General features: G+C 74.4%; 27 protein-coding genes. 21 read left to right on the top strand and 6 right to left on the bottom strand.

The features are described from left to right. The first annotated feature begins 20 nt into the window (after positions 1–20). Genes miaB through dapF form a run of 3 tightly spaced genes read left to right on the top strand, consistent with a single transcriptional unit; the run spans position 21 to position 3,507 of the window. Positions 21–1,550: a tRNA (N6-isopentenyl adenosine(37)-C2)-methylthiotransferase MiaB gene (miaB, locus tag ACP7CD_RS17845; protein ID WP_115162546.1), complete on the top strand. Its 1,530-nt coding sequence runs from the start codon at positions 21–23 to the stop codon at positions 1,548–1,550. Continuing rightward, complete coding sequence (miaA, locus tag ACP7CD_RS17840; RefSeq protein ID WP_017832907.1) at positions 1,547–2,467, top strand: tRNA (adenosine(37)-N6)-dimethylallyltransferase MiaA; 921 nt, start codon at positions 1,547–1,549, stop codon at positions 2,465–2,467. Before miaB ends, miaA begins: the two co-directional genes overlap by 4 nt. A gap of 50 nt (positions 2,468–2,517) precedes the next feature. Next, positions 2,518–3,507, top strand: coding sequence for a diaminopimelate epimerase (gene dapF / locus ACP7CD_RS17835; RefSeq protein WP_426120799.1), 990 nt, complete (start codon positions 2,518–2,520; stop codon positions 3,505–3,507). A gap of 57 nt (positions 3,508–3,564) precedes the next feature. Here the strand turns inward: dapF and ACP7CD_RS17830 are convergent, their stop codons facing one another. Continuing rightward, entirely contained in the window at positions 3,565–4,227 is a 663-nt protein-coding gene (locus tag ACP7CD_RS17830; RefSeq protein ID WP_017832905.1) for a class I SAM-dependent methyltransferase, read from the bottom strand. A gap of 169 nt (positions 4,228–4,396) precedes the next feature. On the opposite strand from ACP7CD_RS17830, the gene hflX reads away from it, so the two are divergent. Continuing rightward, positions 4,397–6,025, top strand: coding sequence for a GTPase HflX (gene hflX / locus ACP7CD_RS17825; protein ID WP_017832904.1), 1,629 nt, complete (start codon positions 4,397–4,399; stop codon positions 6,023–6,025). 4 nt (positions 6,026–6,029) lie between these two features. Then, entirely contained in the window at positions 6,030–8,108 is a 2,079-nt protein-coding gene (locus ACP7CD_RS17820; protein WP_426120798.1) for an ATP-dependent DNA helicase, read from the top strand. A 149-nt stretch (positions 8,109–8,257) separates the two neighbouring features. Here the strand turns inward: ACP7CD_RS17820 and lexA are convergent, their stop codons facing one another. Then, positions 8,258–9,037 (bottom strand): transcriptional repressor LexA, encoded by a 780-nt coding sequence (lexA, locus tag ACP7CD_RS17815; RefSeq protein ID WP_426120797.1) that lies wholly within the window; start codon positions 9,035–9,037, stop codon positions 8,258–8,260. A 344-nt stretch (positions 9,038–9,381) separates the two neighbouring features. Here lexA and ACP7CD_RS17810 point away from each other — a divergent pair, with 344 nt between their 5' ends. From ACP7CD_RS17810 to ACP7CD_RS17780, 7 genes are all read left to right on the top strand, one after another. Further along, entirely contained in the window at positions 9,382–9,810 is a 429-nt protein-coding gene (locus ACP7CD_RS17810) for a LysM peptidoglycan-binding domain-containing protein (protein ID WP_426120796.1), read from the top strand. 76 nt (positions 9,811–9,886) lie between these two features. Beyond that, on the top strand, positions 9,887–10,990 hold the full coding sequence (locus ACP7CD_RS17805; protein ID WP_426120795.1) for a histidinol-phosphate transaminase: 1,104 nt from the start codon (positions 9,887–9,889) through the stop codon (positions 10,988–10,990). Between the two features lie 144 nt (positions 10,991–11,134). After that, positions 11,135–11,764 (top strand): imidazoleglycerol-phosphate dehydratase HisB, encoded by a 630-nt coding sequence (hisB, locus tag ACP7CD_RS17800; RefSeq protein ID WP_017832899.1) that lies wholly within the window; start codon positions 11,135–11,137, stop codon positions 11,762–11,764. Next, a complete protein-coding gene (gene hisH, locus ACP7CD_RS17795) occupies positions 11,761–12,528 on the top strand; it encodes an imidazole glycerol phosphate synthase subunit HisH (RefSeq protein WP_109243423.1) in 768 nt (255 codons plus the stop codon). Before hisB ends, hisH begins: the two co-directional genes overlap by 4 nt. Continuing rightward, positions 12,525–12,686 (top strand): hypothetical protein, encoded by a 162-nt coding sequence (locus ACP7CD_RS17790; RefSeq protein ID WP_017832897.1) that lies wholly within the window; start codon positions 12,525–12,527, stop codon positions 12,684–12,686. Before hisH ends, ACP7CD_RS17790 begins: the two co-directional genes overlap by 4 nt. 60 nt (positions 12,687–12,746) lie before the next feature. Continuing rightward, positions 12,747–13,499, top strand: a complete 753-nt coding sequence (gene priA / locus ACP7CD_RS17785) for a bifunctional 1-(5-phosphoribosyl)-5-((5-phosphoribosylamino)methylideneamino)imidazole-4-carboxamide isomerase/phosphoribosylanthranilate isomerase PriA (RefSeq protein WP_017832896.1) — start codon at positions 12,747–12,749, stop codon at positions 13,497–13,499. Continuing rightward, positions 13,496–14,350 carry an SseB family protein gene (locus tag ACP7CD_RS17780; protein ID WP_035929647.1) on the top strand — a complete coding sequence of 285 codons (855 nt, stop codon included), beginning with the start codon at positions 13,496–13,498 and terminating at the stop codon, positions 14,348–14,350. The genes priA and ACP7CD_RS17780 overlap by 4 nt, the downstream gene beginning before the upstream one ends. A gap of 44 nt (positions 14,351–14,394) precedes the next feature. Here ACP7CD_RS17780 and ACP7CD_RS17775 read toward each other — a convergent pair whose 3' ends face one another. Then, positions 14,395–14,805, bottom strand: a complete 411-nt coding sequence (locus tag ACP7CD_RS17775; protein WP_017832894.1) for a DUF1844 domain-containing protein — start codon at positions 14,803–14,805, stop codon at positions 14,395–14,397. A 105-nt stretch (positions 14,806–14,910) separates the two neighbouring features. Between ACP7CD_RS17775 and ACP7CD_RS17770 the strand changes: the two genes are divergently transcribed. The 6 genes from ACP7CD_RS17770 to ACP7CD_RS17745 all read left to right on the top strand — a co-directional run bounded on the left by ACP7CD_RS17770 (position 14,911) and on the right by ACP7CD_RS17745 (position 18,707). Continuing rightward, the gene (locus ACP7CD_RS17770) at positions 14,911–15,207 is read left to right on the top strand and encodes a DUF503 domain-containing protein (protein WP_017832893.1); all 297 of its coding nucleotides are present in this window, start codon (positions 14,911–14,913) and stop codon (positions 15,205–15,207) included. A 337-nt stretch (positions 15,208–15,544) separates the two neighbouring features. Further along, positions 15,545–16,486, top strand: a complete 942-nt coding sequence (gene infC, locus ACP7CD_RS17765; RefSeq protein ID WP_426120801.1) for a translation initiation factor IF-3 — start codon at positions 15,545–15,547, stop codon at positions 16,484–16,486. A gap of 156 nt (positions 16,487–16,642) precedes the next feature. Beyond that, the gene (gene rpmI, locus ACP7CD_RS17760) at positions 16,643–16,837 is read left to right on the top strand and encodes a 50S ribosomal protein L35 (RefSeq protein WP_017832891.1); all 195 of its coding nucleotides are present in this window, start codon (positions 16,643–16,645) and stop codon (positions 16,835–16,837) included. 94 nt (positions 16,838–16,931) lie between these two features. Then, the gene (rplT, locus tag ACP7CD_RS17755) at positions 16,932–17,321 is read left to right on the top strand and encodes a 50S ribosomal protein L20 (protein WP_031282709.1); all 390 of its coding nucleotides are present in this window, start codon (positions 16,932–16,934) and stop codon (positions 17,319–17,321) included. A gap of 14 nt (positions 17,322–17,335) precedes the next feature. Further along, the gene (locus ACP7CD_RS17750; protein ID WP_426120794.1) at positions 17,336–18,250 is read left to right on the top strand and encodes a TrmH family RNA methyltransferase; all 915 of its coding nucleotides are present in this window, start codon (positions 17,336–17,338) and stop codon (positions 18,248–18,250) included. Positions 18,251–18,254: 4 nt separating this feature from the next. After that, the gene (locus ACP7CD_RS17745) at positions 18,255–18,707 is read left to right on the top strand and encodes a (deoxy)nucleoside triphosphate pyrophosphohydrolase (RefSeq protein ID WP_284562427.1); all 453 of its coding nucleotides are present in this window, start codon (positions 18,255–18,257) and stop codon (positions 18,705–18,707) included. 44 nt (positions 18,708–18,751) lie between these two features. Here ACP7CD_RS17745 and ACP7CD_RS17740 read toward each other — a convergent pair whose 3' ends face one another. Then, positions 18,752–19,180 carry a hypothetical protein gene (locus ACP7CD_RS17740; protein WP_426120793.1) on the bottom strand — a complete coding sequence of 143 codons (429 nt, stop codon included), beginning with the start codon at positions 19,178–19,180 and terminating at the stop codon, positions 18,752–18,754. A 302-nt stretch (positions 19,181–19,482) separates the two neighbouring features. Between ACP7CD_RS17740 and pheS the strand changes: the two genes are divergently transcribed. From pheS to ACP7CD_RS17725, 3 genes are all read left to right on the top strand, one after another. Then, entirely contained in the window at positions 19,483–20,553 is a 1,071-nt protein-coding gene (gene pheS, locus ACP7CD_RS17735) for a phenylalanine--tRNA ligase subunit alpha (RefSeq protein WP_115162550.1), read from the top strand. Positions 20,554–20,556: 3 nt separating this feature from the next. Then, complete coding sequence (gene pheT, locus ACP7CD_RS17730; RefSeq protein ID WP_426120792.1) at positions 20,557–23,109, top strand: phenylalanine--tRNA ligase subunit beta; 2,553 nt, start codon at positions 20,557–20,559, stop codon at positions 23,107–23,109. A 191-nt stretch (positions 23,110–23,300) separates the two neighbouring features. Then, a complete protein-coding gene (locus tag ACP7CD_RS17725) occupies positions 23,301–23,918 on the top strand; it encodes a hypothetical protein (protein WP_336649998.1) in 618 nt (205 codons plus the stop codon). Positions 23,919–24,015: 97 nt separating this feature from the next. On the opposite strand, the gene ACP7CD_RS17720 is transcribed toward ACP7CD_RS17725, so the two are convergent. Together ACP7CD_RS17720 and ACP7CD_RS17715 are read right to left on the bottom strand one after the other, a co-directional pair. After that, a complete protein-coding gene (locus ACP7CD_RS17720) occupies positions 24,016–25,386 on the bottom strand; it encodes a M1 family metallopeptidase (RefSeq protein WP_426120791.1) in 1,371 nt (456 codons plus the stop codon). Further along, the gene (locus tag ACP7CD_RS17715) at positions 25,383–26,351 is read right to left on the bottom strand and encodes a quinone oxidoreductase family protein (protein ID WP_336649996.1); all 969 of its coding nucleotides are present in this window, start codon (positions 26,349–26,351) and stop codon (positions 25,383–25,385) included. Before ACP7CD_RS17715 ends, ACP7CD_RS17720 begins: the two co-directional genes overlap by 4 nt. Positions 26,352–26,548: the final 197 nt, after the last annotated feature.

Below are 26,548 nucleotides of genomic sequence, written 5' to 3'. Positions count from 1 at the left end.
CCCCGTACAATTGTCCGGTGATGTCGACCCCCGCAGCCCTTTCCCCGGACCCGACCGCGTCCTCCGGCGCGCCCGCCCCGCGCTCCTACGAGGTGCGCACGTTCGGGTGCCAGATGAACGTCCACGACTCCGAGCGGATCACGGGCCTGCTCGAGGCCGCCGGCTACGTCCCCGCCGCCGGCGGCGAGCCGGACCTCGTGGTGTTCAACACGTGCGCCGTGCGCGAGAACGCCGACAACAAGCTCTACGGCAACCTCGGCCAGCTCGTGCCCGCCAAGAAGCGCAACAAGGACCTGCAGATCGCCGTCGGCGGCTGCCTCGCGCAGAAGGACCAGGACACCATCCTCGAGCGGGCGCCGTGGGTGGACGTCGTCTTCGGCACCCACAACATCGGCTCCCTGCCCGCCCTGCTGGAGCGCTCGCGGCACAACGCCGAGGCGCAGCTGGAGATCCTCGACGCCCTCGAGGTGTTCCCCTCGACGCTGCCCACCAAGCGGGACAGCGCCTACTCGGGGTGGGTCTCGATCTCCGTGGGCTGCAACAACACCTGCACGTTCTGCATCGTCCCGTCCCTGCGCGGCAAGGAGAAGGACCGGCGGCCCGGGGAGGTCCTCGCCGAGGTGCAGGCCCTCGTGGACGACGGGGCGGTCGAGGTCACGCTCCTGGGGCAGAACGTGAACTCCTACGGCGTGGAGTTCGGGGACCGCGGGGCGTTCGCCAAGCTGCTGCGGGCGTGCGGGCAGATCGAGGGCCTGGAGCGCGTGCGCTTCACCAGCCCGCACCCGGCCGCGTTCACCGACGACGTCATCGACGCCATGGCGGAGACCCCCAACGTCATGCCGCAGCTGCACATGCCCCTGCAGTCCGGCTCCGACCGGATCCTCAAGGAGATGCGCCGCTCCTACCGCTCGAAGCGGTTCCTCGGGATCCTGGACACGGTCCGCGAGCGCATCCCGGAGGCCGCGATCACCACGGACATCATCGTGGGCTTCCCTGGGGAGACCGAGGAGGACTTCCAGGCCACCCTCGACGTCGTGGCGGCCTCCCGCTTCTCCTCGGCGTACACGTTCCAGTACTCCGTCCGGCCCGGCACCCCCGCGGGGGAGATGGCGGACCAGGTGCCGAAGGCCGTGGTGCAGGAGCGCTTCGAGCGGCTCGTGGCGCTGCAGGACCGGATCGCCGCGGAGGAGAACCGGGCGGTGGTCGGCCGGCAGGTCGAGCTGCTCGTCACCGCGGAGGCCGGCAAGAAGTCCGAGCAGACCCACCGGCTCTCGGGCCGCGCGCGGGACCAGCGGCTCGTCCACTTCTCCGTCCCGGAGGGCGCCGAGGTCCCGCGGCCCGGCGACTTCGTGACGGTCGTCGTCACCGGCGCCGCCGCCTACCACCTCGTCGCCGACCCCCGGTCCCCGCAGGACTACGCGCTGCGGCGCTCGCGGGCCGGGGACGCCTGGGACCGCCGCCAGGCCGAGTCCTGCGGGGTCCCCGCCGCCCCGGGCGCCGCCGGCCCCGGGCCCGTGAGCCTGGGCATGCCGGGCCTCCCCGTCCGGTGACCCGCTCGGAGCTGCCGGTCGTCGCCGTCGTCGGGCCCACGGGCACCGGCAAGACCGCCCTGGGCGTCGAGCTCGCCCTGCGGCTGGGCGGGGAGGTCGTCAACGCCGACTCCATGCAGTTCTACCGCGGGATGGACATCGGCACCGCCAAGGCGACCGCGGAGGAGCGGCGCGGGGTGCCCCACCACCTCCTCGACGTCCTCGACGTCACCGAGGAGGCCTCGGTCGCGGACTTCCAGCGCGCCGCCCGGACCCGATTCGCAGAAATCCGCGTCCGCGGCCGGGTCCCCGTCCTGGTGGGCGGCTCGGGACTCTACGTGCGCGCGGCCCTGGACGTGCTCGAGCTGCCCGGCACCGACCCCGCGGTGCGGGCCCGGATCGAGGACGAGCTCGCGGCGCGGGGCCCCGGCGCCCTGCGGGAGCGGCTGCGCCAGGTGGATCCGGCGTCCGCCGCCCGGCTGCAGGACGAACGGCGGCTGGTGCGCGCCCTGGAGGTGTGGGAGCTCACCGGCCGCCCGTTCACGTCCTTCATGCCCCGCCGCGAGCACGTGGAGCCCACGGTGCAGATCGGCCTGGACCTCGAGCGTGCCGCGCTGCACGACCGGCTCGCCCGCCGGGTCGGGGCCATGGTCGAGGCCGGCCTGGAGACCGAGGTGCGCGCCCTGGCGGCCCGCGGGCTGCGCGAGGGGCGCACGGCCTCCCGTGCCCTGGGCTACGGCCAGTTCCTGGACGTGGTGGACGGCCGCGCCACCGTGGCGGAGGCGGTCGAGGCCACCGTGGTGGCCACCCGCCGCTTCGCCCGCCGCCAGCGGACCTGGTTCCGTGCGGACCCCCGGGTGCACTGGCTGGACCCGTCCGCGCCCGGCCTCGCGGAGCGCGCCGCGGACGTCGTCGAACGGGTCGCGGCCGGGGGCTGAACCGCGGACCCGGCCGCGGACCGGCGGCCGGGTCCGCGTATCATGGCCGGGTGACTTCCGCCCAGAGCCCCACCGCCCAGCACGAGGACACCCGCCCCGCCCCGGACACCGCCCCCGGCGCCGACGCCGGCCCCTGGGGGGAGCTCCGGGGCCGCGACTTCGCCAAGGGCCACGGCACGGGCAACGACTTCGTGCTGCTGACCGACCCGCACGCGGAGCTGGCCCTGGACGCCGAGCTGGTGACCCTGGTGTGCGACCGCCACCGCGGCATCGGGGGGGACGGGCTGATCCGCGCCGTGCGCTCAGAGGCGATCCCCGAGGGGCGGGCCGTCCTCGAGGCGGCGCCGGAGGCCGAGTGGTTCATGGACTACCGCAACAACGACGGCTCCGTCGCCGAGATGTGCGGCAACGGGGTGCGGGTCTTCGTCCACTACCTGCTCCAGCGGGGTCTCGCCGCGGTCCCCGAGGGGGACGTGCTGCGCATCGGCACCCGCGCCGGGGTGAAGACCGTGGCCCGCACCGACTCCGGCTACGCCGTGGACATGGGGCCGTGGACCTTCCTCGACGGGGACGCGGCCCGGTCCCGCGGCTCGGACGCCGTCGTGACCGCCGAGGGGCTGAAGGTGCCCCGCCCCGCGCTGTCGATCGGCATGGGCAACCCGCACACCGTCGTGGCGCTCGCGGAGGGGGAGAAGCTCGACCAGCTCGGGCTGCACACTGCTCCCGTCGTGCGCCCGGAGCCCGTGGACGGGACCAACGTCGAGTTCGTGGTCCCCGCCGACGGCGACGACGACGGCGTGGGCCGGGTGCGGATGCGCGTGCACGAGCGCGGCGTGGGCGAGACGCAGTCCTGCGGGACGGGCGCGTGCGCCGCGGCGGCCGCGACGCGCTTCTGGGGCGGCGCCACGGCCCCCGACCAGTGGCTCGTGCAGGTGCCCGGCGGCATCGTCTCCGTGACGTTCGTCCCCGCGCCCGACGGCGCCGAGCACGTGGTGCTGGCCGGACCGGCCGTGCTGGTGGCCGACGGCACCTTCGTCTGAGGCTTGAGGCCTGAGGCCTGAGGCCTGAGGTTTGTGGGGCGGCCCGGTGCCGGTCGCTCAGTCCCGCCGTTCGACGAGCAGGACCCGGAACCCCTTGTCGGTCGTGTGCCGGGAGACCCGGAAGGCGGCGCCCAGCGCGGTGCCGAGCCACTTCTGCAGCGAGTCCGCCCCGAGGTTCTTCTGCACCACCAGCCACGCCGTGCCGCCCTCGGCCAGCCGCGGCAGCCACTGGAGGAGCAGCTCGTGCAGCTGCTGCTTGCCGATCCGGATGGGCGGATTGGACCAGATGGTGTCGAAGCGCCGCTCCGCGGGCACCTGCTCCGGCAGCAGCGCCTCCACGCCGGTCAGGCCCAGGGCCGCCGCGTTGTCCCGGGTGAGCCCGAGCGAGCGCTCGTTGACGTCCACGGCCGTGACCCGGGCCCCCGGGGCGGCCCCGGCCAGGCTCAGCGCGATCGGGCCCCACCCGCAACCGATGTCCAGGAGCTCCGCCCCGGCGGGGTCGGGAACATTTTCCAGCAGCACGGACGTTCCCTTGTCGAGACCCCGCGGACTGAACACCCCGTTGGAGGTCTGCAGCGAGACCTCCCGCCCCCGCAGCCGCACGGCCACGGACCGCCGCACCTCGGGGACCGAGGGGTCCTCGGAGAAGTAGTGCTCGGTCCCCGGGTTGGGGGTCGCCGGGCCGGCCACGGGATCGGGGGAGTCGGGAGGCGGTGCCATAGCGCCCCATGCTACCGACAGCGCCCGCCCCGCACGCACCGGGAACCGGCGCGGACCCCGCCGGGACGCCCGGCTCCGACGCCGGGATGTCCGGCTCCGCCACTAGGACGCCGGGATGTCCGGCTCCGCCACTAGAATGTACTGATCAGCATCCCGTCCGAAAGGAACCATGACCCACCCCCGTGAAACCCCTGCCGAGCCCCGCGACGCCGCGGAGCCCGAGAACGGCCTGAGCCGGCAGGACCTGGAGGACGTCGTCGAGCGCGTGCTGTCCCGGGCCCGTGCCCGGGAGCAGGCCGCCGGGCAGGACACCGCCCCCGAGGACGACTCCACCGCGCCGGGCAGGTTCTCCGGCCGGGCCCGGGAGCTGGCCGACGCCGAGGACGGGCACACCGTCCACGACGGCGACCAGCAGGACCTCGAGGAGCGCCGCGCCCTGCGCCGCGTCGCGGGCCTGTCCACCGAGCTCGAGGACGTCACCGAGCTCGAGTACCGCCAGCTGCGCCTGGAGCGCGTGGTGCTGGCCGGGCTGTGGACGGAGGGCACGCTCGCGGAGGCCGAGAACTCCCTGCGCGAACTGGCCGCGCTCGCCGAGACCGCGGGCTCCGAGGTGCTGGACGGCATCGTCCAGCGCCGGCTCAAGCCGGACCCGGCCACGTACCTGGGCTCGGGCAAGGCCAAGGAGCTGCGGGACATCGTCGCCGCGACCGGCGCGGACACCGTCGTCGTCGACTCCGAGCTCGCCCCCTCCCAGCGGCGCGGGCTGGAGGACGTCGTGAAGGTCAAGGTCATCGACCGCACGGGTCTGATCCTCGACATCTTCGCCCAGCACGCCAAGTCCAAGGAGGGCAAGGCCCAGGTCGAGCTCGCCCAGCTCGAGTACCTGCTCCCGCGCCTGCGCGGCTGGGGCGAGTCCCTGTCCCGCCAGGCCGGCGGTCGCGCCGCCGCCGGTGAGGGCATCGGCTCCCGCGGCCCCGGTGAGACCAAGATCGAGCTGGACCGCCGGCGCATCCGCACCCGCATGGCCAAGCTGCGGCGCGAGATCGCCGCGATGAAGCCAGCGCGCGAGACCAAGCGGCTCAACCGCCGCCGCCACTCCGTGCCCTCGGTGGCGATCGCCGGCTACACCAACGCGGGCAAGTCCTCGCTGCTGAACCGGCTCACGGACGCGGGCGTGCTCGTGGAGAACGCCCTGTTCGCCACGCTGGACCCCACGGTCCGCCGCGCGCAGACGCCGGACGGCATCGGCTACACGCTCTCGGACACGGTCGGCTTCGTCCGCTCGCTGCCCACGCAGCTCGTCGAGGCGTTCCGCTCCACCCTGGAGGAGGTCGCCGACTCCGACCTCATCCTGCACGTGGTGGACGCCTCCCACCCGGACCCGGAGGGCCAGATCCGCGCGGTGCGCCAGGTCTTCACGGACATCGACGCGCAGAACATCCCCGAGATCATCGCCCTGAACAAGGTGGACGCCGCCGACCCGTTCGTGGTCGAGCGGATCAAGCAGCGCGAGCGCAACGTGGTGGTGGTCTCGGCCCGCACCGGGGAGGGCATCGAGGAGCTCCGGCAGCGGATCAGCGAGTCCATCCCGCGGCCCGAGACGGTGCTGGACCTGCTCGTGCCCTACCAGCGCGGCGACGTGGTCAGCCGGCTGCACGACTGGGACGCGGAGATCCTGCGCACCGAGCACCTGCCCGAGGGCACCCACCTGCTCGTGAAGGTCCGCGAGGACCTCGCGGCCGAGCTCGCGGAGTTCGCCCCCGAGCGCGCTCCCGGCTTCGGCGCCGAGAGCGCCTGAGCGCGTGGCCGCCGCATTCGTGGACGAGTCCGGGCACGACGTCTCGGGCGTGCGCCCGGAGACCCTGCCCGGGGCCAAGGACTCCCTGGCCCTGCTGGACACCGCCGTGACCGCGATGGGCGGGCAGGTCCGGGACGGGCAGCGGCTGATGACCGCCAAGGTGGCCGAGGCCCTGGACCGGGGCCGGCACCTGCTGGTCCAGGCGGGGACCGGCACCGGCAAGTCCCTCGCGTACCTGGCCCCGCTCGTGGAGCACGCCCAGCGCGCGGACAAGCCGGTGGTCGTGGCCACCGCGACGCTGGCGCTGCAGTCGCAGATCGTCGGCCGGGACGTGCCGCGCCTGCTGGCCGCCCTCGAGGGCGAGCTCGAGCGGGACGTGGACGTGGCCCTGCTCAAGGGCCGCAGCAACTACGCGTGCCTGCACAAGATCGAGGGCGGCTACCCGTCCGACGACGAGCCCGGCGCGCTCTTCGCGCTGCCCGACGCCGCCCCGCACCCCGGTCCGCCGCAGCCCGAGGCCGCCGAGAACCCCGGGCGGCTGGGCCAGGAGGTCCAGCGCCTGCGCGAGTGGGCCCGCGAGACCGGGACCGGCGACCGGGACGAGGTGCTCCCCGGGGTCAGCGACCGCGCCTGGCGCCAGGTGTCGGTCACGGCCAAGGAGTGCCTGGGCCGCAGCTGTCCCCTGGTCGAGGACTGCTTCGCGGAGCTCGCCAAGCAGCGGGCCGGTGAGGCCGACATCGTCATCACCAACCACGCCCTGCTCGCGATCAACGCGTTCGAGGGCATCACGGTGCTGCCCGAGCACGACGTCGTGGTCATCGACGAGGCCCACGAGCTCCAGGACCGGGTGACGGGCGCCGTCACCGGACAGCTCTCCGCGGCGATGGTCCGCTCGGCCGCCGCGTCCGCGCGCAAGCACACCTCCGCGAGCCCCGACTCGCTCACCGCCGGGGCCGCCAACCTCGAGGCCGCCCTGATGGGCGCTCCCGCCGAGCTGCTGCACCGCGGCCTCGGGGACGCCCAGGCGGCGGCCGTGGCCCAGATCCGGGACGCCGCCCGCACCGTGATGACCGAGTCCAAGGCCGGTCCCGGGGAGAAGGACGGGGACGCCGGCCGGCAGATGGCCCGCTCCCGGGTGAGCGACGTCCTCGACCTGGCCGAGCGGATCCTCGCCGCCGAGGAGCACCGCGAGGTGCTGTGGATTTCGCGCCAGGGCGGCTGGGAGCCGGGCCGCGGCTACGTGCCCGCGGAGGACACCGACCCGGCGACCCTGCACGTGGCCCCGCTCAGCGTGGCCGGCACCCTGCGGGAGGGGCTCTTCGACGGGCGCACCGTGGTCCTCACCTCCGCCACCCTGTCCGTCGGCTCGTCCTTCGACTCCGCCGCCGGCGCCCTCGGCCTGCGGGGCGAGGGCGCCCCGCGCTGGGAGGGCGTGGACGTCGGCAGCCCGTTCGACTACCCGAAGCAGGGCATCCTCTACCTCGCCAAGCACCTGGAGAAGCCCGGCCGCCGGCTCACGGAGGCCCAGCTGGACGAGATGCTGGCCCTGATGGAGGCCTCCAGGGGCGGGGCCCTCGGGCTCTTCTCCTCCCGCCGGGCGGCGGAGGAGGCGGCCGAGGCGCTCCGCGGGCGCACCGACCTGCCGATCCTGTGCCAGGGGGAGTCCTCGCTCGCGGGACTCGTCCAGGAGTTCACCGACGACCCGTCCACGAGCCTGTTCGGCACGATGAGCCTGTGGCAGGGCGTCGACGTCCCGGGGGCCTCGTGCCGGCTCGTGATGATCGACCGGATCCCCTTCCCGCGCCCGGACGACCCGCTGGCGAGCGCCCGCAGCCGCGCCGCGGAACGGGCCGGCGGCAACGGGTTCATGTCCGTGTCCGCGACGCACGCGGCCGTGCGGCTCGCCCAGGGGGCCGGGCGGCTCATCCGCGCGGGCGGGGACCGGGGCGTCGTGGCGATCCTGGACTCCCGGATCGCGACCGCCCGCTACGGCGGCTTCCTCCGCGGGTCCCTGCCGCCGCTGTGGACCACCACGGACCGCCAGGTGGTGCTCGGCGCCCTGCAGCGGCTCTCCGTGGGCTGAGCACGTCCGGCGGACGCCCGGGGTCTCCCCGGACCGCGCCGGGCCCGCACGGGATGCGGACAGCAGGAGGTGTCCGGACGGCGGCCGGCCCGGACGGCAACGGGCCCCCCCCGGCGGCGGAGGGCCCGGGTGCCTGGGCGTGCGGCGGCTCAGAGGCTGCGCAGCACCGAGACGACCTTGCCCATCACGGTGGCGTGGTCGCCGAGGATCGGCTCGTAGCGCGTGTTCTGCGGCAGCAGCCAGGTGTGGCCGTCCCGCTGGCGGAAGGTCTTGACCGTGGCCTCGTCGTCGAGCAGGGCGGCCACGATGTCCCCGTTGTCGGCGGCGCTCTGCCGGCGCACCACCACCCAGTCGCCGTCGCAGATCGCGGCGTCGATCATCGAGTCGCCCTTGACGCGCAGCATGAACAGCTCGCCGTGCCCGACCAGCTGGCGGGGCAGCGCGAGGACGTCCTCCACGGACTGCTCGGCCGTGATCGGCCCGCCGGCGGCGATGTGGCCCACCAGGGGGACCATCGTCACGTCCGCCGAGGTGGACAGCTCGGCCACGGCGTTCTGGGCGGCCGGACGAGCGGTCCGGCCCGCCGGTGCCACCGGGGCCTCCTGCGACGGCTCGGCGGACTCCGCCCCGGCGGTCCCGCGCAGCTGCAGGGGAGTGAGCACCTCCATGGCCCGCGGGCGCTTGGGGTCGCGGCGCAGATAGCCCAGCTTCTCGAGCTGGGCGAGCTGGTGGGTGACGCTGGAGAGCGAGGCCAGGCCCACGAGGTCCCCGATCTCCCGCATGGACGGCGGATAGCCGTGCTCGGCGATGGAGCGCTGGATGGCCTCGAGGATGGTGCGCTGGCGCACGGTGAGCCCGCGGCTGCGCGAGCGTGCCCCGGGGCGGGCGCCCCGGGCGCGGGGCTCCTCGGGGGTGGGGGGCTGGGCCATGGGAGCGTCGTCCTTTCCCGTCCGGCTGCAGGTGCCGCAGCCGGTCTGCGCGGTCCCGGTTCCGATGTCGGACCCGGGTGGTTCGATGGGTCCCGGTCGGCAGGCGCAGAGGGTCCGCAGCGCGCGCCGGCCGGGGGCTCGAACCTGTCCTCAGCCTAGGCGACACGCCGTGTGTGTTCAAACATATGTACGACCCGCTGTCGACAGCATTCGCAGACACGTGCTAGACATGGGTCATCGGTATTCGAAAGTATGTTCGATCGAATGGAGGCCCGCGAGGGTCGTCGACCGGACCGGTGTTCGAGATCGCCCGCTCCGTGCGGGAACGTCAAGGAGTTCATGTCATGAGTGCCAGTGCCACCCTCACCCCCGTCGTCGCCCGCCGCCGCGAGTCCGCAGGATCCGCCCGGGGGCTCGGCCGTGCGCTCCGGCGGGCCCGTCCCGCCCGCTCCGCGTCCCGCACCCCGCTGACCCTGACCCGCCGCGGCCGCCTGGTGTTCCTGGGGTTGCCCGTCCTGGCCGGCTCCGCCGCCCTGGTGGTGCTCGCCGTGATCTTCCTCGTTCCCTCGACGGCCACGGCCACGAGCGCGCCCGCCCCGGGCTCCGGGACCGAGCAGACCACCGTGTTCCCCGGGCAGAGCCTGTGGGAGCTCGCCGTGGTGGCCGACCCGGACCGGGACCCGCGGGAGGTCATGGACGAGATCGTGGAGCTCAACGACCTGGACAGCTCCGTGCTCGTGGCCGGCCAGCTCCTCGAGGTCCCGGCCGCCTGAGCCGCCCGCCCGATCAGCACGCCCCGATCTGTACACCCCGATCTGTACGCCCCGGGCGGAGCACTAAACTGTCCGGGTGACGCAGAACCTGGACCGACTCAACGCCCTCCCGCTCCGCGACGACCTGCGCGGCAAGACGCCGTACGGCGCCCCGCAGCTCGACGTCGCCGTGGCGCTCAACACCAACGAGAACACCCATCCGGTCCCGGCGGACGTGCACGCGGCGATCGTCCGGGAGGTCACCGAGGCGGCCTGGACCCTCAACCGGTACCCGGACCGCGAGTTCACCGCCCTGCGCGAGGAGCTCGCCGCGTACCTCGGCCACGGGCTCGGGCCCGGGAACCTGTGGGCGGCCAACGGGTCCAACGAGATCCTGCAGCAGATCCTGCAGGCCTTCGGCGGCCCGGGCCGCACCCTGCTCAGCTTCATCCCCACCTACTCGATGTACCCGCTGCTGGCCTCCGGCACGCACACCGGCTTCGTCGCCGGGGAGCGGGCGGCGGACTTCGGCCTGTCCGCGGAGTCCGCGGCCGAGCAGGTGCGCCGGCACCGCCCCGACGTGGTCTTCCTCTGCTCGCCCAACAACCCGACCGGCACCGCGCTGGGCTCGGACGTGGTCACCGCCGTGTACGAGGCGGGGGAGGAGTTCCGCACCGTCGTGGTGGTCGACGAGGCGTACGCGGAGTTCTCCCACGGCGGCACCCCCACCGCGCTCACGCTGCTCGAGGGCCGGCCCCGGCTGATCGTCTCCCGCACCATGAGCAAGGCGTTCGCGCTCGCCGGCGCCCGCCTCGGCTACTTCGCGGCGGCGCCGGAGGTCGCCGACGCCGTGCGCCTGGTCCGGCTGCCGTACCACCTCTCCGCCGTCACCCAGGCCACGGCCCTGGCGGCCCTGCGCCACTCGGAGTCGCTGCTGGCCAACGTGGAGGACATCAAGGTCCAGCGCGACCGGATCGTCGACGAGCTCAAGCGGATCGGGCTGGAGCCGGCCGAGTCGGACTCCAACTTCGTGTTCTTCGGCGGCATGGAGGACTCCCGGGCCGTGTGGGGGGAGCTGCTCGAGGACGGGGTGCTCGTGCGGGACGTCGGGATCCCCGGCCACCTGCGCGTCACCGCCGGCACCGAGGAGGAGACCACCGCGTTCCTGACCAGCATGGAGCGGATCGTCTCCGGCGGCTGAGGGGCCCCGGGGCCGGGTCCTCCCGACCCGGATAGCATGGAGGCAGACCACCACCACCGGGCCCGGGGCGCCGCCGTGCGTCCCGGCCCGGACCATCCGCGGCCCACCGACGGCCGTGCCGCGCCCGCGAGGAGTTCCCACCGAATGAGCGACCAGACCACCACCGGCACCCGTGCGCCCCGCCGCGCCGCCCTGGAGCGGCGCACGAGCGAGTCCACGGTGTCCGTCGAGATCGACCTCGACGGCACCGGCGAGAACGACATCGACACCTCGGTGCCCTTCTACGACCACATGCTCACCGCGCTGTCGAAGCACTCCCTGATCGACATGCGGATCCGGGCGACCGGGGACACCCACATCGACGTCCACCACACCGTCGAGGACACCGCGATCGTCCTCGGGGACGCCCTGCGCCAGGCGCTGGGCGAGAAGGCCGGGATCCGCCGGTTCGGCGAGGCCACCGTCCCGCTGGACGAGGCCCTGGCCAACGCCGTGGTCGACATCTCCGGCCGGCCCTACGCGGTGCACACCGGCGAGCCGGAGGGCCAGCAGTACCACCTCATCGGCGGGCACTTCACCGGCTCCATGGTCCAGCACGTCTTCGAGTCCCTGGCCCACCACGCCGGGATCTGCCTGCACGTCACGCTGCTGGCCGGCCGGGACCCGCACCACATCGCCGAGGCCCAGTTCAAGGCCCTGGCCCGCGCGCTGCGCCAGGCCGTGGAGCCCGATCCCCGGGTCCGCGGCATCCCGTCCACGAAGGGGGCCCTGTGAGCACCGACGGCACCACCGCGACCGACGGCGCCGGCCGGCCCACCGTCACGGTCCTCGACTACGGCGCCGGCAACGTGCGCTCGGCCGTGCGCGCCCTCGAGGCCGCCGGCGCGGACGTGGTGCTCAGCGCCGACCCCGAGGCGGTGCTCGACGCCGACGGCCTCGTGGTCCCCGGCGTCGGCGCGTTCGCCGCCGTCATGGACGGTCTGCGCTCCGTGGACGCGCTGCGCCTGATCGGCCGCCGCCTCGCCGGCGGACGGCCCGTGCTGGGCATCTGCGTGGGCCTGCAGGTCCTCTTCGACTCCGGGGTGGAGCACGGCCAGGAGACCGAGGGCATGGGCGAGTGGCCCGGCGTCGTCGAACGGCTGAAGGCCGACGTCGTCCCGCACATGGGCTGGAACACGGTCGACCCGCCCGAGGGCAGCGTCCTGTTCCGGGGCATCGAGGACCAGCGCTTCTACTTCGTGCACTCCTACGGGGTGCAGGAGTGGGACTTCCCGCAGAGCATCCAGAAGATGCGGCCGCCGCAGGTCACCTGGTCCGACCACGGCGGGCGCTTCATCGCCGCCGTGGAGAACGGGGCCCTGTGCGCCACGCAGTTCCACCCCGAGAAGTCCTCCGAGGCGGGCATCCAGCTGCTGCGCAACTGGCTCGGCACCCTGCCGCGCACGGGACGCCTCGACCACCTCAAGGCCGGCGACCCCCTCGGCGGGGACACCCTGGCCGGCCGGCCGACCCTGGAGAGCCAGGACGGCGCCGCGTGAGCGCGGCCGTCGTCGTCATGGTGCTCGGGGCGTTCGTCGCCGGCGGCGCCATCTCGTTCCACCAGCAGCGCAAGCCGCTGTGGACGGTCGTCCTCCTGGCCGCCGTCGCGGCGGCCCTCGTCGGCTACGGCTGGTACGCCTGGTTCCAGGGCCGCTGAGCCCCGGGCCCACCCCGAACTCCCGCACACCCGCACCCGAGCACCGAGAGAAGAGAACCCATGTCCCTGAGCGAGACCCCCCGCCTCCAGCTGCTGCCCGCCGTCGACGTCGCGGACGGCCAGGCCGTGCGCCTGGTCCAGGGCGAGGCCGGCTCCGAGACCGGCTACGGCGACCCGCTCGAGGCCGCCCTCGCGTGGCAGGAGGCCGGCGCCGAGTGGATCCATCTCGTGGACCTCGACGCCGCCTTCGGTCGCGGCGACAACATCGACGTCCTCCGCCGCGTGGCCGCCGAGCTGGAGCTGAAGGTCGAGATGTCCGGCGGCATCCGCGACGACGCCTCGCTGGAGCGGGCGCTGTCCCTGGACCCCGCGCGGATCAACCTGGGCACCGCGGCCCTCGAGAACCCCGAGTGGACGCAGAAGGTCATCGCCGAGCACGGCGACGTCATTGCGGTGGGCCTCGACGTGCGGGGCACCGTGCTCGCCGCCCGCGGCTGGACCGAGGAGGGCGGGGACCTCTGGGAGGTCCTGGACCGCCTCGAGGAGCACGGCTGCGCCCGCTACGTGGTCACCGACGTCACCAAGGACGGCACCCTCAAGGGCCCCAACCTGGAGCTGCTGCAGGAGGTTGCGACCCGCACCGACAAGCCCGTAGTCGCCTCCGGGGGGATCTCCTCCCTCGAGGACCTCGCCGCCCTGCGCACCCTGGTGCCCTCCGGCGTCGAGGGCGCGATCGTGGGCAAGGCCCTCTACGCGGGCCGCTTCACCCTCGAGGAGGCCCTCGACGTGGCGGGCCGGCCGGGAGCGCGGTGACCGAGCGGCCCCTGCCGGCGCACATCGCCGCCCAGCTCGCGGGCGCGGGCGGCACGGAGGACACCGGCGGCCAGGCCTGGGCCGGGCGCGACCTGGGGGAGGGCACCAGCCACACCCACCGCTTCCCCGACGACGACGGCGCCGCCGCCCCGGCCGTGCTGCAGGCCCTCGAGGACCTGCGCGCGGGGAGGGGGGACGAGTCCGCGGTGGTCGCCGCGCTGGCCGGGACCCGGGTGTTCGTGCCCGTCGTGGCCGAGGTCTCGGCCTCGACCGTGACCGAGGCCGGTCTGGTGGCCGACAAGGAGGCCGACATGGCCCTCGTGTCCCTGCGGGCGGCGGACGGCCGGCAGGTGCTGCCGGTCTTCACGTCCACCGCGGCGCTCGCGCACTGGCACGACCGGGCGCGGCCGGTGGCCACGGACGTCCGCCGGGCGGCCGTGGCCGCGGTCAAGGACGGCACCCAGCTGCTCGTGCTCGACCCGGGCACGGAGCTCCCGTTCGTCGTGCGCCGCCCGGCCCTCTGGGCGCTGGCCCAGGGCAGGACCTGGACGCCCTCCTACCGCAGCCCGGCGGTCGGGGCGGCCGTGCGGCGCTGCGCCGAGGACCTGCCCGGGGTGCTCGGCGTGGGGACGGCCCCCGGCGACGGGGTGGCCGTGCGCGCCGCGGACGGGGCGGTCGTCCGGGGCGGCGGGGCGGGCCCCGAGCTGGCCGTGGTGCTGTCCCTGCGCGCCGGGCTCGACCGGGCGCAGCTGGACGACGTCGTCGCCCGCTTCCAGGCCCGGCTGAGCGTCGAGCCGGCCCTCGCGGAGGACGTGGACTCGATGCAGCTGCGTCTCACGACGGCGGGCTGACCCGGGGAACCCGGATCAGCCCGCGGCACGCGTGGTGACGGTCCTCAGGTGACGGGACCCGTGAACCGCTCGCCGGGTCCCTGGCCGGGGGCGTCCGGGTAGCGCGAGGCCTCCCGGAACGCGAGCTGCAGGGTGCGCAGGCCGTCGCGCAGCGGAGCGGCGTGCTGCGAGCCGATCTCCGGGGCCGCGGCGGTGACGAAGCCGGCCAGCGCGGTGATGAGCTTGCGCGCCTCGTCGAGGTCCTTGAGCTCCTCCGCGTCCTCGCCGGCGGCGAGACCGCACTTCACGGCGGCGGCGCTCATGAGGTGCACGGCCGCGGTCGTGATGACCTCGATGGCGGGGACCTCCGCGATGTCGCGCATCTGCTCGTCGACGGCGCTGACCGTCTCCTGCGGGATCTCCTGGCCGGACCGTGCGGCGTCGTCGTCGAAGCGGAAGGTGTTCTCGGAAGTCATGTCCCAACTCTGCCACACCGCTGTCCGCCGCCCGGACCGTCCCGGCCCCGCCGGCACTATCCTGCTGGGGAGGCCGGGGGACGGCCGGGAGGAGGCGGGGACGCCGTGTGGATCGGGTGGATCGAGTTCGACGTGCTCCTGGGGGACGTGCACTCCCTCAAGGGCAAGCGCTCCGTGGTGCGGCCCCTCGTCGCGGAGCTGCGCCGCAGGTTTCCCGTGACCGCGGCCGAGGTCGGCCACCTGGAGCTCCACCGCCGGGCCCTGGTGGGCACCGCCGTGGTCGCGGCCGACGCCGCCCGCCTCGTCGAGGTCCTCGACGACGTCGAGCGCTTCGTCGCCGCCCGCCCGGAGACGGAGCTGCTCTCGGCCCGCCGGGCCCTGCACAGCACCGAGGACGAGTGACAGCGCGCACGCCCGGCGTTTCCCGAACCGGCGGCCCATGGGCTAGACTGGTCGGCAGTGTGCAAGTGGAGGAAACTCCCACCCGCGCCGGCCACGGTCCCCGATCCGCTCGGACGACCTGATCACGGCCGCCGGGTCCGCGACGACATCGTCCGCACGACGGCACGGCCGGGAGTTCCCGCGTCCGCTCCGTCACGCAGCGCGCCACCCCCGGGTGGCGCACCGATGAGCCTCCGCTTGCCGACCGCAGCGGGGGCTTTTTGTCGTTGCGGACCGGACCGAACCATGAGGTCCCCGGAAACCTCCGGGCGACCACGCAGAACATCAGGAGCACGGCATTAGCGATCCACGTATCAATGACAGAATCCGAGTCCCCGAAGTCCGTCTCGTCGGACCCGCAGGCGAGCAGGTCGGCATCGTCCGCGTCGAGGACGCACTGAGGCTGGCCCGCGAATCGGATCTCGATCTGGTCGAGGTGGCGCCCAACGCCAAGCCGCCGGTGGCCAAGCTCATGGACTTCGGCAAGTACAAGTACGAGGCCGCGGTCAAGGCCCGGGAGTCGCGCAAGAACCAGACGAACACGGTCCTCAAGGAGGTCCGGTTCCGGCTCAAGATCGACACCCACGACTACGAGACCAAGGTCGGCCACGCCAAGCGGTTCCTCGGGGCCGGCGACAAGGTCAAGGCCATGATCCAGTTCCGCGGCCGCGAGCAGCAGCGCCCCGAGATGGGCGTCCGCCTGCTCGAGCGCTTCGCGAACGACGTCGCGGAGGTCGGCGCGGTCGAGTCGAGCCCCCGGGTCGACGGCCGCAACATGGTGATGGTCGTGGGCCCGCTGAAGAACAAGGCCGAGGCCAAGGCCGAGGCGCGCCGCCAGAAGCAGCGCGACGAGGCGAAGGCCGAGAACGAGCGCAAGGCGAAGGACAAGATCGACACGTCCTCGGCGGCGCCCGTGACCCAGTCGATCGGGGACGCGTTCCCGGCCGAGCTGCGCGAACGGGCCGGGCAGGCCGAGGAGCCGGTGCAGCAGCCGGCCCCGGAGCCCGAGGTCCAGGAGCCGGCACCGGCCCCCGAGGTCCCGGAGACGGCGCAGGCCGCCGCCGCCGAGCCCGAGGCCGTCGAGACCCCGGAGCCTGAGGTCGCGGAGGCGCCCGAGGTCGTCGAGGCCCCGGCGCCGAAGGCCGCCCCGAAGCCGCCGGCCCCCAAGGCCCCGGCCGCGGCGCCGAAGGCCCCCCGGCCCGGTCCCAAGCCGGGCGCCAAGCCCGGGCCCCAGGCCTGAGCGGCGCACGACCTTCCGCGCGAGCGGAGCAGAACTGACAGCGCCCCGCGGCGCGCAGCCGGTCCCGGCTGCGTCCAGGGGCACCGTGGAGGTGCGGCGGACGTCGCCGTGCCCTCCGGTGGCCACCACCGGAAGAAACGCAAGGAGAGCGGCCACATGCCGAAGATGAAGACCCACAGCGGGGCGAAGAAGCGCTTCAAGCTCACCGGTACCGGCAAGGTGAAGCGCCAGCAGGCCAACCGCCGCCACTACCTGGAGCACAAGTCCTCGCGGCTGACCCGCCGCCTGGCCTCCGACCAGATCGTGGCCCCCGGCGACGCCAAGGTCATCAAGAAGATGCTGGGCAAGTAGTCCCCACCGCATCCCCCGGGGAGTCCGACTCCCCGCCCCGCACAGATTTGACCTCCCGGCCGAGCGGCCGGGACCGAAGTGAAGGAGTACACACGTGGCACGTGTGAAGCGGGCGGTCAACGCCCACAAGAAGCGCCGGGAAATCCTCGAGCAGGCCTCCGGCTACCGCGGCCAGCGCTCGCGCCTGTACCGCAAGGCGAAGGAGCAGGTCACCCACTCGTTCGTCTACAGCTACAACGACCGCCGGAAGCGCAAGGGCGACTTCCGCCGGCTGTGGATCCAGCGCATCAACGCCGCGGCCCGCGCCAACGGCCTGACCTACAACCGCTTCATCCAGGGCCTCAAGGCCGCCGAGGTGGAGGTCGACCGCCGGATGCTCGCCGAGCTGGCCGTGAACGACCAGCAGGCGTTCGCCGGTCTGGTCGAGATCGCGAAGAACGCCCTGCCGGAGGACACCTCCGCGCCGCGCGAAGCCGCCGCCTGAGCACAGTCGGAGCAGTGAACCTCACGGAGCGCCTGGCCGCCCAGCCGATGTCCAACCCCCGAGCCGATCGGGTCAGGGACGTCGCGGGACTGGCCGGGCGCTCCGCGCGTTCCAAGCGCGGGCTGTTCCTCGCCGAGGGCCCGCAGAACGCCCGCGAGGCCCTCGCCCGGCACCCGGAGTCCCCGTGCGTGGACGCCGTCTACGTCACCGAGGACGCCCTGGGCCGCCACCCGGACATCGCCGCCCTCCTCGAGCGCGTGGCCGAGGACCGCTCCGTGTTCGTGCGCCTCGTGACGCGGGAGGTCCTCGCCGCGATGAGCGACGCGGTGACCCCGCAGGGCGTCGTCGTCGTGTGCCGTCCCCTCGACGCGGACCTCGGGGCCGTGCTCGCCGCCCGGCCGCGGCTCGTGGCCGTGCTGGCCCGTGTCCAGGACCCCGGCAACGCCGGCACCGTGCTGCGCGCGGCGGACGCCGCCGGCGCGGACGCGGTGGTGCTCACCGCCGGCAGCGTGGACGTCTACAACCCCAAGACCGTGCGCTCGACCGCCGGCTCCCTCTTCCACCTGCCCGTCGTCGTGGGCGCCGACCTGCCCGCGCTGCTCGGGGCCGCCCGCGCCGCCGGGTGCGGCGTGCTGGCCGCCGACGGCCACGGGGACGTCGACCTCGACCGCCTCCAGGACGCCTCCGCCGCCCGGGCCGCCGGCGCGGACGGCGTCGACACCGCCTACGACCTGGCCCGGCCCACTGTGTGGCTCTTCGGCAACGAGGCCCGGGGGCTGTCCGAGGAGGAGAAGGTGCTGGCCGACCACCGCGTCGCCGTGCCGGTGCACGGCCGGGCCGAGTCCCTCAACGTGGGCACCGCCGCCACCGTGTGCCTCTACGCCTCGGCCCGGGCCCAGCGGCGCCCCGGCGCCGGGGACGGGCGCTGAGCCCGTGACCGCGCCGCTGCCCGCCGCGTACCGCACCCAGGTGGTCGGGGCCGCCCTCCTCGACGACGACCGCCGCCCCACGGCCTTCCTCGCCGCGCAGCGGGCCTACCCCGAGACCCTGCGGGGCCTGTGGGAGTTCCCCGGCGGCAAGCAGGAGCCGGACGAGAGCTGCGAGCAGGCCCTGGTGCGGGAGTGCGCCGAGGAGCTCGGCGTGGACGTCCGGCTGCTCGCGGAGGTGCGCGGACCGCACGCCCAGGGCTGGCCGCTCAAGGACACGGCGGCGATGCGGGTCTGGACGGCCGTGGCCGCCGGCGGCGACCCCCGGCCCGTGGTGGGGGAGGACCATCTGGCCGTGCGGTGGCTCCCGGTCGCCGACCCCGCCGCCGCGCTCGAGCTCCCCTGGATCCCGGCCGACCTGCCGATCGTGCGCGCCCTGCTGGACCAGCTGCGGGGCTGACCCGGTCCGTGCCGGCCGGAGCGGGTCAGGCGGCGGCGCTCGGGTCAGCCGTGGTGCCGGGGGGCGGGGGCGTAGCCGCCGTCGGCGAGACCGGCCCCGATCTCGAAGGGGTTGCGGTGCGCCGGGTGCCCGCAGCGCAGCACCGACCACCCCGCGGCCAGGAGGTAGGCCGGCAGGAAGGGCAGGCCCAGCCACTGCGCCCACTGGGTCGCGTGGCGGGACTCGTGGGCCACGAGCCGGGGGCGGGCCGCGACGTCGTCGATCCCGGCGCGGAACAGGACCACGTTGCCCACGGTGAACGCCCCGGCCCGGGGCAGCCGGGGCCGGTAGCCGAAGCCCAGGAGCAGCCCCTCCGGGCCGTGGACCACCTTGGTCCGGGAGGCCGCGGCGACCAGCAGCCCCAGCGGGGTGGACAGGTTCGCCATGTTCCACACCTGCCGCAGGCGCGCCGCCCGGCTCGGTTCGGGTGTCATGGCACCAGCCTAGATCCGCTCGGCACCCCGTCCGGGTCGACGATCGCCACGCCTGTGATCACCCGGGCACGGAAGCAGCGGGGCAGCGCCGGCACTCCTCCGCGCCGGACCGCGCCGCGCTCCGGTACCACCGGGTCGTCGACGTGCCGGAGAAGCGGTGGGCGGACCCTGCGGCCCGTGCCATAGACTGGAACACGCCCGCGATCCGTGCCGATCCGGGCTTTCCCGTGCTCCATGTCCCACGGACCGTGGGACGGCGTGCGCGGACGACACCGTCCCCGAGCCGAAGAAGTCGCCAGCTGATGTCTGAACTGCCACCCGAGACCGCCCCGAGCGGCGCGGTCGACCCGACCGACGAGGCCGCGGTCGCCGCGGCCGTGGAGGCGGCCCTGGCCGCCGTCGGAAACGCCCAGGACCTCGACGAGCTCAAGGAGGTCCGCCTCGCCCACGCGGGGGACCGGTCCCCCCTGGCGCTGGCCAACCGGCAGATCGGCTCCCTGGACAAGTCGCAGAAGTCCGCGGCCGGCAAGCTGGTCGGCCAGGCCCGCGGCCGCGTCAACCAGGCGGTCGCCGCCCGCACCACGGTGCTGGAGGAGGAGCGGGACGCCCGGATCCTCGTCGAGGAGGCCGTGGACGTCACCGCCGCCGGCCGGCGCCGGCGCCTGGGCGGGCGGCACCCGCTGACCAACCTCATGGAGCGCGTCGGCGAGACGTTCGTGGCCATGGGCTGGGAGGTCGCCGACGGCCCCGAGGTCGAGTCCGAGTGGTACAACTTCGACTCCCTCAACTTCAAGCCGGACCACCCCGCCCGGGAGCTGCAGGACACGTTCTTCGTGGACCCGCCCGGGGCGCACCTCGTGCTGCGCACGCACACCTCGCCGGTGCAGATGCGCACGCTGCTCAGCCGCGAGCTGCCGGTCTATGTGGTCGTCCCGGGGCGCACCTACCGCACCGACGAGCTCGACGCCACGCACACCCCGGTCTTCCACCAGGTCGAGGGGCTGGCCGTGGACAAGGGGCTGTCGATGGCCGACCTCAAGGGCACGCTCGAGCACTTCGCCCGGCAGATGTTCGGCCCGGAGGCGAAGATCCGGCTGCGGCCCAACTACTTCCCCTTCACCGAGCCGTCCGCCGAGCTGGACGTGTGGCACCCGAACGCCAAGGGCGGGCCGCAGTGGATCGAGTGGGGTGGCTGCGGCATGGTCCACCCGAACGTGCTGCGCGCGGCCGGCATCGACCCCGAGGTGTACTCGGGCTTCGCGTTCGGCATGGGCATCGAGCGGACCCTGATGTTCCGCAACAACGTCCCCGACATGCGCGACATGGTCGAGGGCGACGTCCGCTTCAGCGAGCACTTCGGGATGGAGATCTAAGACATGCGAGTTCCTTTGTCATGGCTGCGCGAGCACGCCCCCGTCCCGGCGGACGCGACCGCCGAGGACGTCCTGGCCGCCCTGGTGACGGTGGGCCTCGAGGAGGAGGACGTGCACCGTCCCGCGGACCACCTGAAGGGCCCGGTCGTGGTCGGCCAGGTGCTGTCCAAGGAGCCGGAGACCCACTCCAACGGCAAGACCGTCAACTGGTGCACCGTCCGCGTGGTCCCCGAGGGCCAGGAGCAGACCCTGACCGGCGAGGGCATCGACCCCTCCGGCGTGCAGGGCGTGATCTGCGGGGCCCACAACTTCGAGGTCGGGGACAAGGTCGTCGTGACCCTGCCCGGCGCCGTCCTGCCCGGGGACTTCAGGATCTCGGCGCGCAGGACCTACGGCCACACCTCCGCCGGGATGATCGCCTCCGTCCGGGAGCTCGGCATCGGCGAGGACCACGACGGCATCCTGGTGCTCTCGACCCTCGGCCTGGACCCGGAGCTCGGCACGGACGCCCTCGAGCTGCTCGGCCTCCACGACGAGGCCGCCGAGATCAACGTGACTCCGGACCGCGGCTACGCGTTCTCGATCCGCGGCGTGGCCCGCGAGTACTGCCACGCCGTGCACGAACTCTTCACCGACCCGGCCGGGACCGTGGCGCCCCGGGTGCCCGCCCCCACCGCGGACGGCTTCCCCGTGGCCGTCGAGGACGACGCCCCGATCCACGGCAACCCCGGGTGCACCCGCTTCGTCGCCCGCACGGTGACCGGCATCGACGCGAGCGCCCCCACACCCCCGTGGATGTCGGCGCGGCTGCGCCTGGCGGGGATCCGCTCGATCTCCCTGCCGGTGGACGTCTCCAACTACGTGATGCTCGAGCTCGGCCAGCCGCTGCACTTCTACGACCTCGGGACGCTGACCGGCGGCATCGGGGTCCGCCGGGCGGCGCCGGGCGAGACCCTGACCACCCTGGACGGCAAGCGGCGCACGCTCGACCCCGAGGACCTGCTGATCACCGACGGGTCCGGGCCCATCGGCCTGGCCGGGGTCATGGGCGGGGCGGCCACCGAGGTCTCGGACGCCACCGTCGACGTCCTCGTGGAGGCGGCCCGCTTCGACGAGGTCTCGATCGCCCGCACCACCCGCCGGCACCGGCTGCCCTCCGAGGCGTCCAAGCGCTTCGAGCGTGGCGTGGACCCGCAGATCGCCCCGGTGGCCGCCCAGCGCGCCGTGGAGTTGCTCGTGGATCTGGCCGGCGGCACGGCCGGGCCCGGGGTCACCGACGTGGATGCCACCACCGCCCCCGCGCCCATCGAGCTGCCCTGGGACCACCCGAGCCGCCGCACGGGCGTGGAGTACACGGCGGAGCAGGTCGTCGCGACCCTCACCGAGCTCGGCGCGCAGGTCGAGGCCACCGACGACGGCTGGCGCGTCGTGCCCCCGTCGTGGCGGCCCGACCTGGTCGAGAAGGAGGACCTGGTCGAGGAGATCGCCCGCCTCGTGGGCTACGACGCGATCCCCTCGCGGCTGCCCGTGGCGCCCCCCGGGCGCGGCCTGACCGCTGAGCAACAGGCCCGCAAGCGGGTGGCCGACGCGCTCGCGGCCGCCGGGCTGACCGAGGTGCTCGCCTACCCGTTCGTCGCGCAGGCGGACAACGAGCTGTGGGGCGCCCCCGAGCCCGGGGTGCCCGTGCCGTCGGTGAAGCTGGCCAACCCGATCAGCGAGGCCCAGGGGATGCTGCGCGTGTCCCTGCTCCCGGGCCTGCTCGAGGTGCTGCGGCGCAACACCTCCCGCGGCTTCCGCGACCTGGCGCTCTACGAGGTCGGGCGCGTCTTCCGCCCCGGCGAGCAGCTCGGCAGCGCGAGCATCCCGCCGCTGGGGGCGCGCCCGGACCCGGCGGTGCTCGAGGAGCTCGAGGCCGGCCTGCCCGCCCAGCCGCGCCACCTCGCCGCGGTCCTCGCCGGCAAGGACGCGGCCGAGGGGCCGTGGACCGCGCCGCGCGCGTTCGACTGGCAGGACGCCCTCGACGCCGCCCGGCTGGCCGCCGAGGTGCTGGGGGTCGAGCTGACCGTCCGCCAGGGCACCCACCAGGCGTTCCACCCGGGCCGCACCGCGGTGCTCGCCACCGCCGACGGCACCCCGCTGGGCTACGCGGGCGAGCTGCACCCGCAGCTCGTCGCCGCGCAGGACCTCCCCGAGCGGACCGTGGCGATGGAGCTGAACCTCAGCTCGCTCACCGCGGCCGAGTCCGGGGTCGTCCAGGCGCGCGCGATCTCCGGCTACCCGGCCGCCACGCAGGACGTCGCACTCGTGGTGGACGCCTCCGTGCCGGCCGCCGAGCTGCGGGCCGCGCTCGAGGAGGGCGCCGGGGAGCTGCTCGAGGACGTCCGCGTCTTCGACGTCTACCAGGGCCCCGGCATCGAGGAGGGCCGGAAGTCGGTCGCCTTCGCGCTGCGCTTCCGGGCCCCGGACCGCACGCTGACCGCGGACGAGGCCTCCGCCGCCCGCGAGGCGGCCGTCGCCGTCGCCGCCGAGCGCCACGGCGCCGTGCTCCGCGGCTGAGCGGCCCCGCCCGGACGGCCCGCCCCCTCCGGGGGGCGGGCCGTCCGTCGTCCCCGCCCCGCCCGGGCGGTAACACTCGCGAACGCCGCGGAGTGCGCCGTCGACTTCGGTACTGTGGCACCGGGTCCCCGGCCGCGACCCCGGCGTTCGCGACCGACCCCCCTTCCCCGACCCCGTTCCAGGAGCGCAGCATGACCGAGGAGACCACCGACCGCCAGGAGCCGTTCTTCGCCTTCGACGACGAGCAGGACGAGCAGGACGGGCGCGCCCGCCGGTCGATCGCCTGGAAGCCGACGGCCGTGGGCCTGCTGGGGCTGCTCCTGGGCCTGGTCCTCGCGGTGAGCGCGGCCCTCGCCTGGGACGACTCCCGCAGACTGGCCGGCTACGCGGACCGGTCGTGGGTGATCTCCGGGCAGTACCAGGACCTCACCAACGACCTGCAGACCAAGACCTGGAACCCCATCTACCGCGGGGTGCTGCCCGCGGACGAGGCGGTCGCCGAGCAGCCCTTCGACTCGGGCCTCGCCGACCCGCGCGTCCCGGAGGCGGGGGAGGAGATCGTCTTCCGCGGCACGCAGACGGGCTCCGGCGAGGACGACTTCCACCAGGAGGCCGACGCGCTGCTCGCCGTCGAGGACGGCACCCTCCAGGTGGTCGAGACCGCCGAGGCGGGCGAGTTCGGGGACGGCGTCACCGCGGGCACCATCGCGTGGCAGCGCGTCCAGGCGGCCCTGCTGCTGCTCGCCGGTCTCGCCGCGGCCGGGGGCGGGGTCTGGTTCGCCCGCCGGCTCTACCGCCGGGAGCACTGACCGGCCGGCCGGCCGCCCGCGCGGCGCAACGGGCCCCTGCCGGACGCACAGCGTCCGGCAGGGGCCCGTTGCCGTCGGTGCCGGGGGCCGGCGCGGGTCAGGGCAGGGCGGGCAGCTCCCGGCGGAGCAGCCACGCGTCGAGCAGGCCGTCGACCTCCGCCCACCGGTCCCGGGGCACGAAGCCCCGCAGGTGCTCCCGGAAGCCCGCCGTGCTCACCCACCCGTCCCGGTTGGCGGTGGCCCAGCCGCGCAGCAGGGCCCGGAAGGCGTCCTCGCCCACGGTCTCCCGGATCGCGTGGACGGTGAGGGCGCCCCGGACGTACACCACGTCGTCGAAGAGCCGCACCTGCCCGGGGTCCCCGATGACGAGGTCCTGGCGCATCTTGGACAGGGTCCGGTGCGCCTTCTCCGCGTGCCAGCGGGCAGACCTGTCGCCGGAGGCCTCCGACCAGATCCACTCCGCGTAGGACGCGAACCCCTCGTTGAGCCAGATGTCCTGCCACGCGGAGAGGACCAGGCTGTTGCCGAACCACTGGTGGGCCAGCTCGTGCGCCACGAGCCGCTGCTCCTCCCAGTCCGTGCCCAGCTGGTTCTTCCCGAACACGGAGCACGCGTAGCACTCGAACGGGTCCTCCAGCGACTCGTCGACGACCACCACCGTGTAGCTCGGGAAGGGGTAGGGGCCGAACCAGTCGTTGAACACCTCGATCATCCGGCCCTGCTCCGCGAAGGTCTTCTCCGCCTTCTTGCGCCGCTTCCTGGAGCACACCAGGTACTGGGGGACGCGCGAGCCCGAGAGCTCGTGCCGCTCGTACGGGCCGATCTGCACGGTGGCCAGGTAGGGCGGCAGCGGCACCCGGGACGTGTACACCCAGTGGCGCTCGCCGTCGCGCTCCACCACGGACTCCAGCTCGCCGTGGACCACCACCTCGTAGTCGGCGTCCGCGTGCACGGCGACCCGGTAGGTGGCCTTGTGGGAGGGGTGGTCCACGCACGGGAACCAGGTGGACGAACCGGTGGGCTGCCCGGCGACGAGCACGCCGTCGTCGAGCTCGGCCCAGCCGATCTCGCCCCAGGGCCCGTCCAGGGACTCGGGGTACCCCTCGTAGGCCACGGTGAGCGTGAACGCCTCCCCGGCGGCGACGACGCGCGGCAGGGTCAGCACGAGGCGGCTCCCGCGGTGGTCGGCGCGGACGCGGCGGCCGCCGAGCAGACCGCCGAGTCCGCCGGTGCCGAACCTGACGTCGGTCACGGCGAGCTCGGTGAGGTCCAGCTCGATCCGGTCCGTGTCGTGCAGCGCGCGGCAGGACAGGATGGCGCGCGCCTCGAGGCCGTTGTCCTCGACGTCGTAGTCGAGGTCCAGGTCGTAGTGCTCCACGGTGGCCGCGCAGCACCCCACGAACGGGGTGTAGGGATCCCGTGCGCCGTCGGCGCCGAGGAAGCGGTGCATCATCGGTGCGGCGCTCACGGGACCAGCAGCAGCTTGCCCTGGGCGGCGCGGGACTGGAGCAGCTCGTGGGCCTGCCGTGCCCGGTCGAGCGGGAACGTCTCGGCGACGCGGAGGGTCAGCGACCCGTCGAGCACCGCGTCGAACAGCTCGCCCGCGCGCCAGTTCCGCTCCTTCTCGTCGAGCAGGTAGTCGTTGAGGGTGGGGCGGGTGAGGAACAGGGAGCCGTGCTGGGCGAGCCGCTGCGGGTCGAGCGGGGGCACCTGGCCGGAGGAGCCGCCGAAGAGCACCAGCATCCCGCGCCGGCGCAGCGCCCGGAGCGACTCGTCGAAGGTGTCCTTGCCCACCGAGTCGTAGACGACGTCGGCGCCGCGGCCGCCGGTGACCTCCCGGACGTGCTCGGCGAAGCCCTCGTAGCCCACCAGGGCGAAGTCGGCCCCCAGGGAGCGCGCGGTCTCCGCCTTGGCCTGCGAGCCCACCAGGGCGACCACCGTGGCCCCGAGCGACTTCAGCAGCTGCACGGCGAGACCTCCGACCCCGCCCGCGCCCGCGGTGACGACGGCGACGTCGCCCTCCTGGACCGGGTACGTCGAGCGGACCAGGTAGTGCGCGGTGAGACCCTGCAGCGGGACGGCCGCGGCGACCTCGTCGGACACGCCGGAGGGCACGCGCAGGGCCTTGTCGGCGTCCACGAGGAAGGCGTCGGCGTAGGTCCGGGACGCCTGCGAGGTGGTGATCCGGTCGCCCAGGGCGAAGTGGCGCACCTCGGAGCCCACGCCCGTCACCACGCCCATGCCCTCGGAGCCCGGGGTGAAGGGGTGCTCCACGGGGTAGACGCCCTCGCGCTGGTACACCTCGATGAAGTTCACCCCCGCCGCGCGGGTCTCGACGAGCAGCTGGCGCGGACCGGGTTCGAGGTCCGGACGCTCGCCGAGGGTCAGGACCTCGGGGCCTCCGGCTCGCTCGACCATGACGCAACGGACCATGACGGGTACCTCCTGGACATCGCGGACGGGAACCCTGCCATGGTAGGCACGGAGTCCCGCCGCGCCCTCCCCGCAGGGGTCGCCCAGGGGTAGCGTGTGCACAAGAGGGGGCACGGGAAAGCCCCCGTAATCATCGAGATTTGCAGACGGGAAGCGTAGATTCGGGGGCAGAGCCGTTCCCGGGGGGAGCGCGAGAG

The organism is Kocuria sp. LHG3120 (genome assembly GCF_049897445.1).
GTDB lineage: Bacteria > Actinomycetota > Actinomycetes > Actinomycetales > Micrococcaceae > Kocuria > Kocuria rosea.
This window is presented reverse-complemented; position numbering and strand designations above follow the sequence as displayed.

What these genes read in the sequence shown, in the direction of transcription:
- miaB (WP_115162546.1), top strand. Translation starts at nt 21, where the DNA reads ATGTCGACCCCCGCAGCCCTTTCCCCGGACCCGACCGCGTCCTCCGGC.
- ACP7CD_RS17830 (WP_017832905.1), bottom strand. Translation starts at nt 4,227, where the DNA reads ATGGCACCGCCTCCCGACTCCCCCGATCCCGTGGCCGGCCCGGCGACC.
- hflX (WP_017832904.1), top strand. Translation starts at nt 4,397, where the DNA reads ATGACCCACCCCCGTGAAACCCCTGCCGAGCCCCGCGACGCCGCGGAG.
- lexA (WP_426120797.1), bottom strand. Translation starts at nt 9,037, where the DNA reads ATGGCCCAGCCCCCCACCCCCGAGGAGCCCCGCGCCCGGGGCGCCCGC.
- ACP7CD_RS17810 (WP_426120796.1), top strand. Translation starts at nt 9,382, where the DNA reads ATGAGTGCCAGTGCCACCCTCACCCCCGTCGTCGCCCGCCGCCGCGAG.
- hisB (WP_017832899.1), top strand. Translation starts at nt 11,135, where the DNA reads ATGAGCGACCAGACCACCACCGGCACCCGTGCGCCCCGCCGCGCCGCC.
- priA (WP_017832896.1), top strand. Translation starts at nt 12,747, where the DNA reads ATGTCCCTGAGCGAGACCCCCCGCCTCCAGCTGCTGCCCGCCGTCGAC.
- ACP7CD_RS17775 (WP_017832894.1), bottom strand. Translation starts at nt 14,805, where the DNA reads ATGACTTCCGAGAACACCTTCCGCTTCGACGACGACGCCGCACGGTCC.
- rpmI (WP_017832891.1), top strand. Translation starts at nt 16,643, where the DNA reads ATGCCGAAGATGAAGACCCACAGCGGGGCGAAGAAGCGCTTCAAGCTC.
- ACP7CD_RS17740 (WP_426120793.1), bottom strand. Translation starts at nt 19,180, where the DNA reads ATGACACCCGAACCGAGCCGGGCGGCGCGCCTGCGGCAGGTGTGGAAC.
- pheS (WP_115162550.1), top strand. Translation starts at nt 19,483, where the DNA reads ATGTCTGAACTGCCACCCGAGACCGCCCCGAGCGGCGCGGTCGACCCG.
- pheT (WP_426120792.1), top strand. Translation starts at nt 20,557, where the DNA reads ATGCGAGTTCCTTTGTCATGGCTGCGCGAGCACGCCCCCGTCCCGGCG.
- ACP7CD_RS17725 (WP_336649998.1), top strand. Translation starts at nt 23,301, where the DNA reads ATGACCGAGGAGACCACCGACCGCCAGGAGCCGTTCTTCGCCTTCGAC.
- ACP7CD_RS17715 (WP_336649996.1), bottom strand. Translation starts at nt 26,351, where the DNA reads ATGGTCCGTTGCGTCATGGTCGAGCGAGCCGGAGGCCCCGAGGTCCTG.